The following is a 16,157-nucleotide window of genomic DNA, read 5'->3' as shown; positions in this document are numbered from 1 at the left end:
TCGCAAGAACCCGTGGGCCCCCTGTTCACACCGCGGCATCGGCCGCTACCGTGGTGGCACCTTTGCAATCGCGGGAGCTCGGAGCACCGGGCTGAGAGGGCGCTGACCTCCGTCCCAGCGGTGTTTCACGTGAAACACCGGATGACGGAAGCCGCTGCGTCGACCGCCGAACCTGTTACCGGGTAATGCCGGCGTAGGGAGTTGGGTCTACATGACTCTGCAGGATGCACGCACGCCTGAAAACGGCTCGACCGACGGCGAAAAGCCGCAGATCGGCTGGCACAAGGGCTATGTCTCCGGATCGCGTCCGGACCTCCGGGTCCCGGTCCGGCGGGTGCACCTCACCAACGGCAAGGACGTGACGCTCTACGACACGTCAGGGCCGTACACCGACCCCAATATCGAAACCGACGTCCGCCGCGGGCTGGCGCCGCTGCGGGAGAACTGGATCATCGCGCGCGGCGACACCGAGGAGTACGCGGGCCGCCCGATGCGTCCCGAGGACGACGGGGTCAAGCACACCTCACCGCGCGGTGGCCTGCGGAACCTCGACGCGGTCTTCCCCGGCCGGCCGCGTCAGCCGCGCCGTGGCCGGGCCGGCACCCCGGCCACCCAGCTCGCGTACGCCCAGCGTGGCGAGATCACCGCGGAGATGGAGTACGTCGCCCTCCGCGAGAACGTCTCCCCCGAGTTCGTACGGGACGAGATCGCCGCCGGCCGGGCGGTGCTGCCGGCCAACGTCAACCACCCGGAGATCGAGCCGATGATCATCGGCAAGAACTTCCTGGTGAAGGTGAACGCCAACATCGGCAATTCCGCGGTCACTTCCTCCATCGAGGAGGAGGTGGAGAAGATGACCTGGGCGACCCGTTGGGGCGCCGACACGGTCATGGACCTCTCCACCGGCCGCAACATCCACACCACGCGCGAGTGGGTGCTCCGCAACTCCCCCGTGCCCATCGGCACCGTCCCCCTCTACCAGGCGCTGGAGAAGGTCGACGGCAAGGCCGAGGAGCTGACCTGGGAGATCTACAAGGACACCGTCATCGAGCAGGCCGAACAGGGCGTCGACTACATGACGGTGCACGCCGGTGTGCTGCTCCGCTACGTCCCGCTCACCGCCAACCGGAAGACCGGCATCGTCTCCCGCGGCGGCTCGATCATGGCGGCCTGGTGCCTGGCGCATCACCAGGAGTCCTTCCTCTACACGAACTTCGAAGAGCTCTGCGACATCCTCGCCGCCTACGACGTCACCTTCTCCCTCGGTGACGGCCTGCGTCCCGGCTCCATCGCGGACGCCAACGACGAGGCGCAGTTCGCCGAGCTGCGGACCCTCGGCGAGCTGAACACCATCGCCAAGCGGCACGGCGTGCAGACCATGATCGAGGGCCCGGGCCACGTCCCGATGCACAAGATCAAGGAGAACATCGACCTCCAGCAGGAGATCTGCGAGGAGGCCCCGTTCTACACGCTCGGCCCGCTCACCACCGACATCGCGCCCGCCTACGACCACATCACCTCCGGTATCGGCGCCGCGATGATCGCCTGGTGGGGCACCGCGATGCTCTGCTACGTCACGCCCAAGGAGCACCTGGGCCTCCCGGACCGCGACGACGTCAAGACCGGCGTCATCACGTACAAGATCGCGGCCCATGCGGCGGACCTCGCCAAGGGCCACCCGGGCGCCCAGGATTGGGACGACGCGCTCTCCGACGCCCGCTTCGAGTTCCGCTGGGAGGACCAGTTCAATCTGGCCCTCGACCCGGACACCGCCCGCGCCTTCCACGACGCGACGCTGCCCGCGGAACCGGCCAAGACGGCCCACTTCTGCTCGATGTGCGGGCCGAAGTTCTGCTCGATGAAAATCTCCCAAGACATCCGTCGCGAGCACGGCGGTGCCCTGGCGATCGACGCCGACGCCGGAATGGCCGAGAAGTCACGGGAGTTCGCGGCGGCCGGCAACCGCGTCTACCTGCCGATCGCGGACTGAACGGACAGGGCGGGCGTAACGAACTGAGCGGACCGGTCCGACCGGGCGGAGCGCTCAGCGGTACGGAACGGGACCGGCCCGAAGACGCGCGTCGCGTGCGCCTTCGGGCCGTCCGTCCGTTGCCGGGCACCACGACGCACCGCTGCGCCGGTGCCTACTCCGGCCGGTTCTCGGGACCGCCGTAGTCCGGGCTGGTGAAGTCCGGGCTTGAGTAGCGGGGCCGGGACCAGGACGTGCCGGCGTCGGGACTGGTGAACCGCGGGCGGGTGTAGCCGAGCGTGGGGGTACGGCGCTCGGGCGCCGGCACGGCACGGGGGACGTACCGGACCGGATCGTCCGCGGGGTCGGCCGCGGGATCGGCCAGGGCCTCGCGGAGGAAGGGCAGCAGCCCGCGGTCCAGGAGGGCCTGTTGCCAGGCGTCGTGGGCGCTGTCCAGCGCGGCGGCCCGCTCCTCGGCCGCGGCGTCCCGCGTCGTGCCGTTGCGCAGCGCGGTGACGACCACGCAGCCCATGGCGACCAGCGCGCCGGCGGCGGCCAGCCCCGCGAAGACCCAGCCGACGCTGACCAGCGGTCGGGAGACGGCCGGGTCCGGGTCGACGGCGCGCAGCACATAGCCGATGACGAGGAAGAGCACGGCCGCGATCCCGGCGAGCACCGGCACGAGGACGGTGGCCATCGCGGCAACCCCGAAGCCGGCCGTTTCGGCGGCCGCCTCGTCGTCCTCGGTGGCCGGTCCGGTGCGCTCGTCAGAGGTCTGGTCCGCTGACGGGCCGCCCCCACCGGCGCCGGAAACGGCGGACGTCGGTGCGCGCAGCGCGGTACGCAGCTGTATGTAGCGTTCGTATTCGGCCGTCGCGCAGGCGGCGATCGCGCTGGTCGCGCTGAGCGCCATCATGCGCAACTGCTCGGTGCTGAGCCGGTTTCCGGTGACGGCGGTGAGCTCGTCCGGGCGGGTTTCGGCGGTACGCAGCGCCTCATCAAGGATCCGCGCGAATTCCGCGCGGTCCTCGTTCAGCAGGTGCGGAGCGCTGTTCATGTGGATCCCCCGAAGCTCCGTAGGGCCGTACGGGCCGGCCTGGGCCGGGCGCCGGGCGGAAACGGAGGAGAGCCTGCTACGGATAGACCGATGGTAGAGCGCCTCCGGCGCGGGGTGACAGAGAGTTTGCGGAATTTGCGTACTGCCGCGACCGGATTCCGTCCTGCTCGGTCACCCGCCGGAGTGGTGCCTGACCGTTGACCGGAGCGTCAGCCGGCCAGCGGGAGTTGGCATACCAGCAGCTTTCCGGCCATCGTGACACCGCCGTCCATGGCGATGGCCAGACCGTCCGCGTAGACGTGCGGACCGGCCACCGCGGTCCCCTCGCCCTCGCCGTCCTCCGCGCCGACCTCGCCCAGCAGGTACGGGATCGGGCTGTGGCCGTGCACGACGCGGTTGCCGCCGTAGGCGTCGAGCAGTTCGCGGACGGCCTGTGCGCCGGCCTCGTCGCGGAAGGCGAACCGCTTGGTGAACTTGCGGAAGAGGTCCCAGACTTCGTCGGCGTCGCTGCGCGTCAGTACGTCGTGGACGGTGTCGTTGACCGCCTCGATCGAGTCGCCGTATTCGAGGTAGGCGGTGGTGTCGGAGTGCACGAGCAGATGCCCGTCCTCCTCCATCACGGCGTCCAGGCGGGCCATCCACTGGAGGTGGTGGTCCTCCAGCCGGTCCATGTCGGTCTTCTGGCCGCCGTTGAGGAGCCAGGCCGCCTGGAATGAGGCGGTGCCGGCGCCGGACTGGACGGGGGTGTCGCCGAACCGCTTGGCGCCCAGCAGCAGCAGCTCGTGGTTGCCCATCAGGGCCTTGCAGTAGCCGCCGGCCGCCGCGGCCTCGGCGGAGAGCTGCATGACCAGGTCGATGACGCCGATGCCGTCCGGGCCGCGGTCGGTGAAGTCGCCGAGGAACCAGAGCCGGGCGTTGCCGGCCGCCCATGTGCCGTCGGCGTCGATCAGCCCTTCGGCCGCCAGCGCGGCGCGCAGCTCGTCGTAGTAGCCGTGCACGTCGCCGACGACGTACAGCGGGCCCAGGCCGTCGGCCGCGGGGGCCCCTTCCTGCGCCGGCAGCACGGAGGGGTGGTCGATGAGGGTGTCCGTACGACCGATGACCGGCAGGTCGCGGGCGGTCGGGGTGTACTCCTCGGGCATCTGCACCGGGGGTGCGACGGGTGCCTGGAGCGGCGGTCCGGCCGGCGCTCCGGAGGGCGCCGCGGGTGGCGGAACGGATGCCGGAGGTTGTGCCCCCATGGTCCACACCATGGGTCCCTGACTGGCCCCCTGAGTCATCGACCCCTCCACCGTTGCGCCGCCGTGCACCTCTCGGACCTTTGCCTGGTCGACGGCGGTCCGCGGTGTCGTGCGCCCATCATAGGAACGCCGCTCGCGGGTTGTGACGCACCCGGGGGTGATCAATCCTGCGAAGCCCGGCGTTCGCGATGGATTTCTCCCGGGATCACCCTGTTTTTTCCTCGGCGGAGCGGGCGCCCGGAGTTCGTCGGTGCGCCCCGGCCCGCCGTGCCGGGGCGCACTCAGTCGCCGGCCGGGCCTCGCGGCGGGCTGACCGTCGTCCGTGGGGAGCGGCGCTGTGAGGAGGTCCGCACGATCAGGTCGGTCGGTATCACCTGTTCGACCGGGCAGCTGCCGTCGAGCCCTTCGATGGCGTCGATCAGGATCTGGACCACGGCGGTGCCGATGCGCCGCGGCTTCAGCGAGAGCGTGGTGATCGGCGGCTCGGTGGTGGCGTAGACGGTCGACTCGCTGCAGCAGACCAGCAGTAGGTCGTCCGGTACCCGCAAACCGTAGCGCCGGGCCGCGGCGAGCAGATCGGTGCCGTTGGGGTCGAAGAGCCCGTAGACCGCGTCCGGCCGGTCCGGGCGGGCCAGCAGTCGGTCCGCGGCCACGGCGCCCGCCCGCGGGTCGTACGCGGGATAGGACTCGTAGACCGGGTCCTGGCCGATCCGCTCGCACCAGCTCAGGTAGGCGGTGGTCGACAGTCGGGTGTAGGTGTCGGTGGTGGTGCCCGTGAGCAGGCCGATGCGGCGGGCGCCGGCCTCGGCGAGGTGGTCGAGCAGGCCGAGGACGGCCGCCTCGTGGTCGTTGTCGACCCAGCCGGTTACCGGGAGGGAGCCGCCGGGGCGGCCGTCGGAGACCACGGGGACGCCGTGTCGGACGAGCTCGGTGACGACGGGGTCGCCGTCGGCCGGGTCGATGACGACTGTGCCGTCGAGGGCGACGTTGGACCAGACGTCGTGCCGGGAGGTCGCGGGCAGGATGACCAGTGCGTAGCCGCGGGCCAGCGCGGCGGAGGTGGCGGCTCTGGCCATCTCGGCGAAGTACGCGAACTCGGTGAAGGTGAAAGGTTCATCCCCGTAGGTGGTCACGGTCAGGCCGATGAGGCCCGACTTGCCGGTACGGAGCGTGCGGGCGGCGGCGGACGGGCGGTAGCCCAGCCGATCGGCCACCTCGCGGACATGGCTACGGGTGGCATCCGGAAGCCGGCCCTTGCCGTTGAGCGCGTCGGAGACAGTCGTGATCGATACACCGGCTGCGGCGGCCACGTCCCGGATGCCCGCGCGTCCCAGTCGGCGACCGGTCGACCGGCCCACCTGGTGCTTCCCTGCTGCTGTCATGGCGAGCCGATAGTAGGGCTCGGTACGGCCATTCGCGGGTGACCGACGACGACGGAGAGAAGGCACGTTTCTGCATGGTGACGTGCCATCAATTACCTTGCAATGCAAGGGTGTTGCTTATTTTAGTGATCATTTTATGGGAGGGATGAGTGCCCCGCCTGGCGATCCGCCCAGGTCTCGAAGAGGTCTCAAGTCACCTTGACGAGGGATGCGCGCCACGGAGCGAGCCACCGGCGCGCGGGGTTCTGCATAGCGCGCCCCCAGGGATGCGCGCCCGGCGCTCGCCACGGTGGAGCCCGCGGAAGGACTGTCCCTTCAGGGCCTGACGCCGGACGGGGCAATCCTCATAAGGTGTGCAGTATTGGAGTCGAGAGGGACGGTTGAGGAGGACCTGCGGTGAGCGAGAAGACCCCGAGGCTGCGTGCTGCGCTGGACGGTATTCCCACCTACAAGCCGGGGCGGCCGGCGGCGACCGGCGGTCCGGTCACCTACAAGCTGTCCTCCAACGAGAACCCCTACCCGCCGCTGCCGGGCGTCCTGGAGAGCGCGGTGGCGGCCGCCGGATCGTTCAACCGCTACCCCGACATGGCGTGCACGGGCCTGATGGCGGAGCTTGCCGACCGGTTCTCGGTGCCGGTGGACCACCTGGCGACCGGCACCGGGTCGGTCGGCGTGGCCCAGCAGCTGATCCAGTCGACGTCCGGTCCCGGGGACGAAGTGATCTACGCCTGGCGGTCGTTCGAGGCGTACCCGATCATCACCCAGGTCTCCGGTGCGACGTCGGTGCGGGTGCCGCTCACCTCCGGTGAGGTGCACGATCTGGAGGCGATGCTGGCGGCGATCACCGAACGGACCCGGCTGATCTTCGTCTGCAACCCCAACAACCCCACCGGCACCGTCGTGCGCCGTGCGGAGCTGGAGTCCTTCCTGGACCGGGTGCCGGACGATGTGCTGGTGGTGCTGGACGAGGCGTACCGGGAGTTCGTCCGCGACGCGGACGTGCCGGACGGGATCGAGCTCTACCGCGACCGTCCCAATGTGTGCGTGCTGCGCACCTTCTCCAAGGCGTACGGCCTGGCGGGGCTGCGGTTGGGCTTCGCGGTGGCGCACCCGGAGGTGGCCGCCGCGCTGCGCAAGACGGCGGTGCCGTTCGGCGTCAGCCAGCTCGCGCAGGAGGCCGCGGTGGCGTCGCTGCGCAGTGAGGCGGCGCTGCTGGAGCGGGTCGACGCGCTGGTCGCCGAGCGGGCCCGGGTCTACGACGCGCTGGTGACGCAGGGCTGGACCGTCCCGGTGTCGGAGGCGAACTTCGTCTGGCTGCGGCTGGGGGACCGGACCACCGAGTTCGCCGAGGCGTGCGAGCGGGCCGGGGTGGTCGTGCGGCCGTTCGCGGGGGAGGGCGTGCGCGTGACGATCGGGGAGAAGCCGGCGATGGATCTGTTCCTGCAGGCGGCGGAGGAGTTCCGCAAGGCGCTGTAGTCGGTTTCCGGTCCGCTGGTAGGCGATGTGCCTTCCAGCGGCGGAGTTCTCTGAGGCCGTGGGTCCCGCCGGACCCGCGGCCTCAGGCGTCTGTGGCCTCAGACCTTCTGGACGTGGATGGCGTCGCCGCCGCGGACGGTGGCCAGTGCGCGCGGGTCGCCGTCGATGCGGCCCAGGACGTTGCAGGGGGAGGCGAGTCGGGACTCTCCGCCGCGGGATATCGGGGTCGGGCCGTAGGGGAGCGCGAGGGCGTTGCCCTCGGTCCAGAAGGCGACCGTGCCGGGTTCGACGACCTGGCGGGCGTCGGTCTCCAGGGCGGGGGCGAGCCCGGTGTCGAAGTAGACCTCCTCGCCCCAGGTGTGTGCGGTGGCCTGGATCGGCAGGGCGGCGAGGAGCGTGGTGGCGGTCGGGGTGTCGTCGAGCGTGGCGGTCACGTGCCCGGCGGGCCAGGAGATGCGGATCTTCATGGCGACGCATTCAACAATATGTTGAAGCTGTGCGGAAGGGTGCGCACATAACCTCGGCATAAGCGTTCACGGGCCATGGATTCGAGCGTGACCGCAGTCACGTACCCCCCTTCCCCAAGGTGTGAATGCCATGGGAGATAATGCTTGTGAATGTGAACGCGTTCACAAGCTCGCGTCTGGTATGTGCTGCTTTGTGCTGCACAAAAAGGACATAGCCGTCGTGAAACGGCGACGCAAGGACGTAAGGAGGCCGCGACGTGGAACTGGCGTTGGCGCCAGAGACTATGGCGCGATGGCAATTCGGCATCACGACCGTCTACCACTTCTTGTTCGTCCCGCTGACGATCTCCCTCGCCGCTTTGGTGGCCGGACTTGAGACCGCATGGGTGCGAACCGGTAAGCAGAAGTACCTCAAGGCCACCAAGTTCTGGGGCAAACTGTTCCTGATCAATATCGCGATGGGCGTCGTCACCGGCATCGTCCAGGAATTCCAGTTCGGTATGAACTGGTCGGACTACTCGCGGTTCGTCGGGGACATCTTCGGTGCGCCGCTCGCCTTCGAAGCCCTGATCGCGTTCTTCTTCGAGTCCACCTTCATCGGCCTGTGGATCTTCGGCTGGGACAAGCTGCCGAAGAAGATCCACTGCTTCTGCATGTGGATGGTGTCGATCGGCACCGTGCTCTCGGCGTACTTCATCCTCGCCGCCAACTCCTGGATGCAGCACCCGGTCGGTTACAAGTACAACCACGTCACCGGGCGGGCCGAGCTGACCGATTTCTGGAAGGTGCTGACGCAGGACACCACCCTCGTTGTCGTCTTCCACACCCTGACCGCGGCCTTCCTGACCGGTGCCGCTTTCATGGTCGGCGTCTCCGCGTACCACCTGATGCGGAAGAAGCACGTCAAGGTCATGCGGACGTCGCTGCGGCTCGGGCTGGTCACGCTGGTCATCGCGGGACTGCTCACCGCGGTCAGTGGCGACTCGCTCGGCAAGGTCATGTTCAAGCAGCAGCCGATGAAGATGGCCTCGGCCGAGGCGCTGTGGGACAAGGCCGCGCCCGCGCCGTTCTCGGTCTTCTCGTACGGCGACGTCGCCAAGGGCCACAACAAGGTCGCCATCGAAATACCGGGTCTGCTCTCCTTCCTTGCGCACAGCGACTTCTCCTCGCCGGTGCCCGGCATCAACGACGTCAACAAGTCCGAGCAGCAGAAGTTCGGGCCCGGCGACTACCGGCCCAACATCCCGGTCACCTACTGGGGCTTCCGCTGGATGATCGGCTTCGGGATGACGTCCTTCGTCATCGGTCTGGCCGGGCTGTGGCTCACCCGCAAGAAGTTCTGGCTCGCGCCCGGGCTACGAACCAGCGACGACGAAGCACCGCACCTCGCGCTCACCAAGAACACGTTGCTGGGTGACCGTCTGGCCAAGTGGTACTGGCGACTGGCCTTCGTCACCCTCGGCTTCCCGCTGATCGCCAACTCGTGGGGCTGGATCTTCACCGAGATGGGCCGCCAGCCCTGGGTCGTCTACGGCGTGCTGCGTACCCGCGACGCGGTTTCGCCGGGTGTCACGCAGGGCGAGGTGATCACGTCCCTGGTCGTCTTCACCACGCTCTACGCGATCCTCGCCGTGGTCGAGGTCAGGCTGCTGGCCAAGTACATCAAGGCCGGACCCCAGGAGCTCACCGACTCCGACCTCAACCCACCCACCAAGATCGGTGGCGACCCCACCGATGCCGACCGGCCGATGGCCTTCTCGTACTAGGAGGCGACCATGCAACTCCACGACGTTTGGTTCGTCATCATCGCCTTCCTCTGGACCGGGTATTTCTTCCTGGAAGGCTTCGACTTTGGGATCGGCGTGCTCACCAAGCTGCTCGCCCGGGACCGGAGCGAGAAGCGGGTACTGATCAACACCATCGGACCGGTCTGGGACGGCAACGAGGTCTGGCTGCTCAGCGCGGGCGGCGCGACGTTCGCGGCCTTCCCGGACTGGTACGCGACCCTCTTCTCCGGGTTCTACCTGCCGCTGCTGCTGATCCTGGTCTGCCTGATCGTGCGCGGTGTCGCGTTCGAGTACCGCGTCAAGCGGCCCGAGGATCGCTGGCAGCGCAACTGGGAACACGCGATCTTCTGGACCTCGCTGCTGCCCGCGCTGCTGTGGGGGGTGGCCTTCGGCAACATCGTCCACGGCGTGAAGATCGACGCCCACAAGGAGTACGTCGGCGGTCTGCTCGACCTGTTCAACCCGTATGCGATCCTCGGCGGTCTGGTCACGCTGACGCTGTTCACCTTCCACGGTGCGGTGTTCGCCTCGCTGAAGACCGTGGGTGACATCCGGGGGCGGGCGCGCAGGATGGCGGGCGTCCTCGGGCTGATCACGGCCGTGCTCGCGGTCGGCTTCCTGGGGTGGACCCAGGCCGACAAGGGGGACGCCAGCAGCCTGGTCGCCATGATCGTGGCGGTGGTGGCGCTGGTCGCCGCGCTCGGGGCCAACAAACTCGGGCGCGAGGGCTGGGCGTTCGCCTTCTCCGGGATCACCATCGCGGCGGCGGTCGCCATGCTGTTCCTGACGCTCTTCCCGAACGTCATGCCGTCCACGCTGAACGAGAGCTGGAGCCTCACGGTCACCAACGCCTCGTCCAGCCCCTACACCCTGAAGATCATGACGTGGTGCGCCGGGATCGCCGCACCGATGGTGATGCTCTACCAAGGGTGGACCTATTGGGTGTTCCGCAAGCGGATCGGCACCCAGCACCTCGCCGAAGCCCACTAGCTGAGTCCCGCCCCGCCCCGCCCTGCCAGGGCGGGGCTCGGGAGAACGGAAGGTTTCACGTGAAACCGGTCGACCTGCGCCTGCTCCGATACGCCCGCGCCACCCGCGGATTCCTCGTCGCGGTGGTGGTGCTCGGTCTTGCCGGGGCGGGCCTGGTCATCGGTCAGGCCATGCTGATCGCGGAGATCGTGGTCGGAGCCTTCCAACACGGCCGCCCCCTCGGTGCGCTGGTGACACCGGTGGCGCTGCTCGCCGCGGTCTCCGTCGGTCGGGGGCTGGTCTCCTGGCTCACCGAACTGGCCGCGCACCGCGCCAGCGCGTCGGTCAAGTCCGAACTGCGGATGCGACTGATCGAGTGGGCGGCGGTTCTCGGGCCCGGGGCGGCGGTGGACCGCGCGGAGGGGGTCGCGGGCGCCGGCACGTTGGAGCTGCGGACCGGGGAGCTGACGACCCTGGCCACCCGCGGCATCGACGCCCTCGACGACTACTTCGCCCGCTACCTGCCGCAGTTGGGGCTGGCGGTCGTGGTGCCGGTCGCGGTGCTGGCCCGGATCGTCATCGGGGACTGGATCTCCGCGCTGACGATCGTCGTCACCCTGCCGTTGATCCCGCTCTTCATGGTCCTGATCGGCTGGGCCACCCAGTCGCGGATGGACCGCCAGTGGCGGCTGCTCTCCCGGCTGTCCGGGCACTTCCTCGACGTCGTCGAGGGGCTGCCGACCCTCAAGGTCTTCGGCCGGGCCAAGGCCCAGGCCGCCTCCATCCGTGCGATCACCAGCGAATACCGCCAGGCCACCCTGCGCACTCTGCGGATCGCCTTCCTCTCGTCGTTCGCGCTCGAACTCCTCGCCACCATCTCGGTGGCGCTGGTCGCGGTCGGCATCGGCATGCGCCTGGTGCACGGCGAACTCGACCTCTCTACGGGGCTGATGGTGCTCGTGCTGGCACCCGAGGCGTATCTGCCGCTGCGGCAGGTGGGGGCGCAGTACCACGCCGCCGCCGAGGGACTCTCGGCGGCGGAGGAGATCTTCGCCGTGCTGGAGACCCGGCCGCGGACGCCCGGTACCGCGCCCGCGCCGGACGGCACCGGGCTCACCGTCGAGGGGCTGGTGGTCCGCCACCCCGGACGCACCGCCGCTTCGTTGCCGGCGACCTCGTTCGAGGTCCGGTCCGGGGAGACCGTTGCGCTGGTCGGCCCCTCCGGTGCCGGCAAGTCGACGCTGCTGAGTGTGGTGCTCGGCTTCACCGAGCCGTCCGAGGGGCGGGTCCTCGTCGCCGGCGAGGACATCGCCGGCCTCTCCCCCGACGACTGGCACAGCCGGATCGCCTGGGTGCCGCAGCATCCGCACCTCTTCGCCGGCTCCATCGCCGAGAACGTCCGGTTGGTGCGGCCGGACGCCGATGACGCGGCGGTCCGCGCGGCCCTGGGCGAGGCGGGGGCGCTGGACTTCGTCGACGCGCTGCCCGACGGCCCGGCGACCCGACTCGGGGAATCCGGTGCCGGGCTCTCCGCCGGCCAGCGGCAGCGCATCGCGCTCGCCCGTGCCTTCCTCGCCGACCGCCCGATCGTGCTGCTGGACGAGCCCACCGCCAATCTGGACGGCGAGACCGAGCAGGCCCTGGTCGAGGCCGTGGGCCGGCTCGTGGCCGGGCGCACGGTCCTGATGGTCGTCCACCGGCCGGCGCTGCTGGCGGTGGCCGACCGGACGGTGCGGCTGGCGGCGCCCGAGGTGGCCGCCGAGCCGGTGGACGGGGCGGCCGCCGTGCCGGGCCCGGACGCCGGTGCGGGCTCCGCTGCCGGGCCGACCCCGGCGGTGGTTGCCGGGCCGGACCAGAGCGGCGACGCCGTTCCCGGCGCCGCGCGCTCCGCGCTGGGGCGGCTGCGCGGGCTGGCCCGTGCCCGGCGGGCGCGTTTGGGGCTCGCGCTGCTGCTCGGCAGCCTCGCGTTGGGCAGCGCGGTGGGCCTGATGGCGACCTCCGGCTGGCTGATCTCGCGGGCCTCGCAGGAGCCGCCGGTGCTGTATCTGATGGTGGCGGTGACCGCGACCAGGGCGTTCGGCATCGGGCGGGCGGCCTTCCGGTACGCCGAGCGGCTGGTCGCGCACGATGCGGTGTTCCGGATGCTCGCCGATGTCCGGGTGGCCGTCTTCCGGCGGCTGGAGCGGTTGGCCCCGGCCGGGCTCAAGGAGCGTCGCCGCGGCGATCTGCTGTCGCGGCTGGTCGCGGACGTCGACGCGGTGCAGGACTACTTCCTGCGCTGGTTGCTGCCCGTCGGGGCGGCACTGCTGGTCGGCGTGGGCACCGTCGCCTTCACCGGCTGGCTGCTGCCGGAGGCCGGGGTGGTCCTCGGGGTCGGGCTGCTGCTCGCCGGTGCCGGGGTGCCGTTGCTGTCGAGCGCGCTGGCCTGGCGTGCGGAGCGCCGGCTTGCGCCGGCCCGCGGGGTGCTCTCCACCCGCGTCGTCGATCTCCTCACCGGTACCGCCGAGTTGACGGTCGCCGGGGCCCTCAGGGCTCGTACGGAAGGGGTGCGTCGCGCGGACCGGGAGCTGACCCGGATCGCGTCGCGCTCGGCCACCGCGGCCGGGGCCGGGGCCGGTCTCTCGGCGCTGCTGTGCGGGCTGACGGTGGCCGCCGCCGCGGTGGTGGGCATCCAGGCGGTGCACACGGGTCGGCTGGCCGGTGTGGAACTGGCCGTCATCGTGCTCACCCCGCTCGCCGCGTTCGAGGCGGTGGCCGGACTGCCGCTGGCCGCGCAGTACCGCCGCCGCACCCGGCACGCCGCCGAGCGGGTCTTCGAGGTGCTGGACGCCCCGGCGCCGGTCCGTGAGCCGGATGCCCCCGCGCCCGCGCCCGACGGACCGTTCCCACTGGCGGTACGCGACCTGAGCGCGCGATACGCCGGGCAGGACCGCCCGGCGCTGGACGGTGTCGGCTTCACCCTGGAACCGGGCCGCCGGCTTGCCGTCGTCGGCCCGTCCGGATCCGGTAAGACCACGCTCGCGCAGGTGTTGCTGCGCTTCCTGGACCGGGAGTCGGGGGCGTACACGCTGGCCGGGACGGACGCCCAGGAGATGGCCGGCGACGCGGTCCGGCGGCTGGTCGGGCTGTGTGCGCAGGACGCGCACCTCTTCGACAGCTCGTTGCGGGAGAACCTCCGGCTCGCCCGGCGGGACCGCAGTGGCGGCCCGGGCAGCACCGATGACCAGGACCTCTGGGATGCGCTCGGCCGGGCGCGGCTGGCGGACTGGGTGCGTGGGCTGCCCGACGGCCTGGACACCATGGTCGGGGAGCACGGCGCCCGGCTGTCCGGTGGCCAGCGGCAGCGGCTGGCCCTGGCGCGTGCGCTGCTCGCGGATTTCCCGGTGCTGGTGCTGGACGAGCCCGCCGAGCACCTCGACCTGGCCACCGCCGACGCGCTGACCGCCGATCTGCTGGCCGCCACCGAGGGCCGGACGACACTGCTGATCACGCACCGGCTCGCCGGGTTGGACGCGGTCGACGAGGTGCTGGTCCTGGACCGCGGCCGGGTGGTGCAGCGCGGCGGTTACACGGAGTTGGCCGCGGCCGACGGGCCGTTCCGGCGGATGCTGGAGCGCGAGCGGGCGGTGGATGCGGCGTATCCGCGGATGGTGACCGCCGGGGGTGGGAGCGCGGCGGAGGACATCGGCCGGGAGCCCGCGGTGGTGCCTGCCGGAGCGCCGGCGTTGCCGGCATGACGGGCCGGGTCGGCTCTTCACGGCGGGCGGGTCGGCCTCTCGGCACGCGGCACAGGTGAGTGCGGCCCGGCCGTCCCCGGCGGGGCCGGGCTTCGCCGGATAGCTGAACTTTCCCCGGAAATGGGCCCTTATTAGGCTCGGGACATGGCAGCCACGGCAGGATCGCCCTCAGACCCCGCGGACACCGCACGCGCCGGCGGACGCCCGGACCCCATGGACGCCGCCACCGAGGCCACCCGCAGCCTCCAGGGACTGTCGTCCGAGCTGACCGCGCGGGTGCCGCAGCTGCTGGAGGCGATGCGGACGGTCGGCGCCGGGCTGGACCTGCACATCACCCTGGACCGGATCGTGGAGACCGCCGCCGAACTCGCCGATGCGCGCTATGCCGCGATCGGGATCATCGACGACGCCCGGGAGGGGTTGTCGGACTTCGTGACCTACGGCGTGACCGGGGCGCAGCACGAGCGCATCGGCGCGCTGCCCGACGGTCACAAGGGCCTGCTCGGCGCGCTGATCCACGATCCGAAGCCGGTGCGGCTGGCCGACCTCACCAAGGACCCCCGCTCGGCCGGCTTCCCGCCGGGGCACCCGCCGATGCGGTCGTTCCTGGGGGTACCGATCCGTGTCCAGGGCGAGATCTTCGGCAACCTCTATCTGACCGAGAAACGCGGCGGGGAGTTCAGCGAAGAGGACCTGCACATGGTGCGGGTACTGGCCACCGAGGCCGGTATCGCGATCGGCAACGCCCGGCTGTACGCGGCGACCCGGCAGCGGGAGCGGTGGATCGACGGTTCGGTGGCGGTGACCACCGAGCTCCTCGCCGGCAGCGATGTCGATGACGCGCTCGCGGTGGTCGCCGAGCAGGCTCGGAAGCTGGCGGATTCGGCGGCCGGCATCGTGCTGCTGCCGGACGAGGACGGCGGACTGGAGATCGTCGCGGTGTCCGCCGACGACCCGACCGGGATCATGGGGACCCAGATCCCGCGCGACAGTCCGGTGACCGAGCAACTCCTGGCTGGTGAGCCGGTGTTCGTCGACGACTCGGCCAGTGATCCGCGGATGGTCACCGACCTCGCGCCGCGGTTCGGACCTAGCATGATGCTGCCGCTCAAGAGTGGCGGCCGGGTGCTCGGCACCCTCGCCACGCCGCGGGGCCGTGGCGCCCGCGCGTTCTCCGCCGCCGAGCGGACCCTGGCCACCCAGTTCGCCGCACAGGCCGCGCTGGCGCTGGTGCTGGCCGATGCGCAGCGCGACCGGGAGCGGCTGGCGGTCTACGAAGACCGTGACCGGATCGCCCGTGATCTGCACGATCTCGTGATCCAGCGGCTGTTCGCGACGGGGATGATGCTGGAGAGCGCACAGCGCAGAACCGTGGTGCCGGAGGTGGCCCGGCGCGTCGGCAAAGCCATCGATGAACTCGACGTCACCATCCAGGAGATCAGAACCGCGATCTTCGCTCTTCAGCAGAGTCCGGCCGAGGCGCCGTCGGGGCTCCGGACCCGGGTGCTGCGGGAGGTCGGCACCGCCGCCGTGCCGCTCGGTTTCCAACCGTCGGCGCGGTTCGTCGGTCCGGTGGACTCCCGGGTCGGGGAACTGGCCGGCAAGAACCTCATCGCCGCGCTGCGCGAGGCGCTGTCGAACGCCTTCCGGCACGCCGAGGCATCCCGGATCGAGGTGGTGGTCGACGCGACGATCAGCCTGCCGGACGGTGCCCCCGGCGTCCGGTTGACCGTCGCCGACGATGGGGTGGGCATCGCGCGGGGTGGCCGCCGCAGTGGCCTCAAGAACCTCGCCAAGCGGGCGGAATCGCTGGGCGGCTCCAGCACCTACGGTCCTGGGCTGGGCGAGGGCGACGGGGGGACGATGGTGTCGTGGGAGGCGCCGCTGTAGGGGGAGCGGGTCCGGCGGGTGGCCGCTCTCCGCAGGTCGTGTTGTTTCACGTGAAACAGCCTCCCTTTTCCGGGAGTTGACCGTTTCACGTGAAACACGTGCGTCCGAGCAGCGCTCGCCGTTTCACGTGAAACAGCCCGGGCCGGACAGCGTCCGTGGTTTCACGTGAAACCACGGGGCCG

10 protein-coding genes and 1 riboswitch are annotated in these 16,157 nt (G+C 70.6%); of the genes, 6 read left to right on the top strand and 4 right to left on the bottom strand.

Features of this window, described 5'->3' with window-relative positions; translation table 11 throughout:
• Positions 1–60: 60 nt before the first annotated feature.
• Positions 61–217, top strand: a riboswitch (TPP riboswitch).
• Positions 212–1,990 carry a phosphomethylpyrimidine synthase ThiC gene (thiC, locus tag ACFVT2_RS01725; RefSeq protein WP_390010848.1) on the top strand — a complete coding sequence of 593 codons (1,779 nt, stop codon included), beginning with the start codon at positions 212–214 and terminating at the stop codon, positions 1,988–1,990. (Overlaps the previous riboswitch by 6 nt.)
• A 154-nt stretch (positions 1,991–2,144) precedes the next feature.
• Here thiC and ACFVT2_RS01720 read toward each other — a convergent pair whose 3' ends face one another.
• The 3 genes from ACFVT2_RS01720 to ACFVT2_RS01710 form a co-directional block, all read right to left on the bottom strand.
• On the bottom strand, positions 2,145–3,026 hold the full coding sequence (locus tag ACFVT2_RS01720) for a hypothetical protein (RefSeq protein WP_390010846.1): 882 nt from the start codon (positions 3,024–3,026) through the stop codon (positions 2,145–2,147).
• A gap of 209 nt (positions 3,027–3,235) precedes the next feature.
• A complete protein-coding gene (locus ACFVT2_RS01715; RefSeq protein ID WP_390011223.1) occupies positions 3,236–4,279 on the bottom strand; it encodes a metallophosphoesterase in 1,044 nt (347 codons plus the stop codon).
• A 269-nt stretch (positions 4,280–4,548) separates the two neighbouring features.
• The gene (locus ACFVT2_RS01710) at positions 4,549–5,649 is read right to left on the bottom strand and encodes a LacI family DNA-binding transcriptional regulator (protein ID WP_390010845.1); all 1,101 of its coding nucleotides are present in this window, start codon (positions 5,647–5,649) and stop codon (positions 4,549–4,551) included.
• 396 nt (positions 5,650–6,045) lie between these two features.
• Between ACFVT2_RS01710 and hisC the strand changes: the two genes are divergently transcribed.
• Positions 6,046–7,125, top strand: a complete 1,080-nt coding sequence (gene hisC / locus ACFVT2_RS01705; RefSeq protein ID WP_390010843.1) for a histidinol-phosphate transaminase — start codon at positions 6,046–6,048, stop codon at positions 7,123–7,125.
• 98 nt (positions 7,126–7,223) lie between these two features.
• Here hisC and ACFVT2_RS01700 read toward each other — a convergent pair whose 3' ends face one another.
• Positions 7,224–7,592 carry a cyclophilin-like fold protein gene (locus tag ACFVT2_RS01700; protein WP_390010841.1) on the bottom strand — a complete coding sequence of 123 codons (369 nt, stop codon included), beginning with the start codon at positions 7,590–7,592 and terminating at the stop codon, positions 7,224–7,226.
• Positions 7,593–7,849: 257 nt separating this feature from the next.
• Here ACFVT2_RS01700 and ACFVT2_RS01695 point away from each other — a divergent pair, with 257 nt between their 5' ends.
• The 4 genes from ACFVT2_RS01695 (at position 7,850) to ACFVT2_RS01680 (ending at position 15,975) form a co-directional block, all read left to right on the top strand.
• Positions 7,850–9,358, top strand: a complete 1,509-nt coding sequence (locus ACFVT2_RS01695) for a cytochrome ubiquinol oxidase subunit I (protein ID WP_390010840.1) — start codon at positions 7,850–7,852, stop codon at positions 9,356–9,358.
• A 9-nt stretch (positions 9,359–9,367) separates the two neighbouring features.
• Entirely contained in the window at positions 9,368–10,369 is a 1,002-nt protein-coding gene (gene cydB / locus ACFVT2_RS01690) for a cytochrome d ubiquinol oxidase subunit II (RefSeq protein WP_390010838.1), read from the top strand.
• Positions 10,370–10,428: 59 nt separating this feature from the next.
• Entirely contained in the window at positions 10,429–14,085 is a 3,657-nt protein-coding gene (gene cydD / locus ACFVT2_RS01685) for a thiol reductant ABC exporter subunit CydD (RefSeq protein ID WP_390010836.1), read from the top strand.
• A 213-nt stretch (positions 14,086–14,298) separates the two neighbouring features.
• Positions 14,299–15,975 carry a GAF domain-containing protein gene (locus tag ACFVT2_RS01680; RefSeq protein WP_390011220.1) on the top strand — a complete coding sequence of 559 codons (1,677 nt, stop codon included), beginning with the start codon at positions 14,299–14,301 and terminating at the stop codon, positions 15,973–15,975.
• Positions 15,976–16,157: the final 182 nt, after the last annotated feature.

The organism is Streptomyces sp. NPDC058000, from assembly GCF_042886435.1.
GTDB lineage: Bacteria > Actinomycetota > Actinomycetes > Streptomycetales > Streptomycetaceae > Streptomyces.
This window is presented reverse-complemented; position numbering and strand designations above follow the sequence as displayed.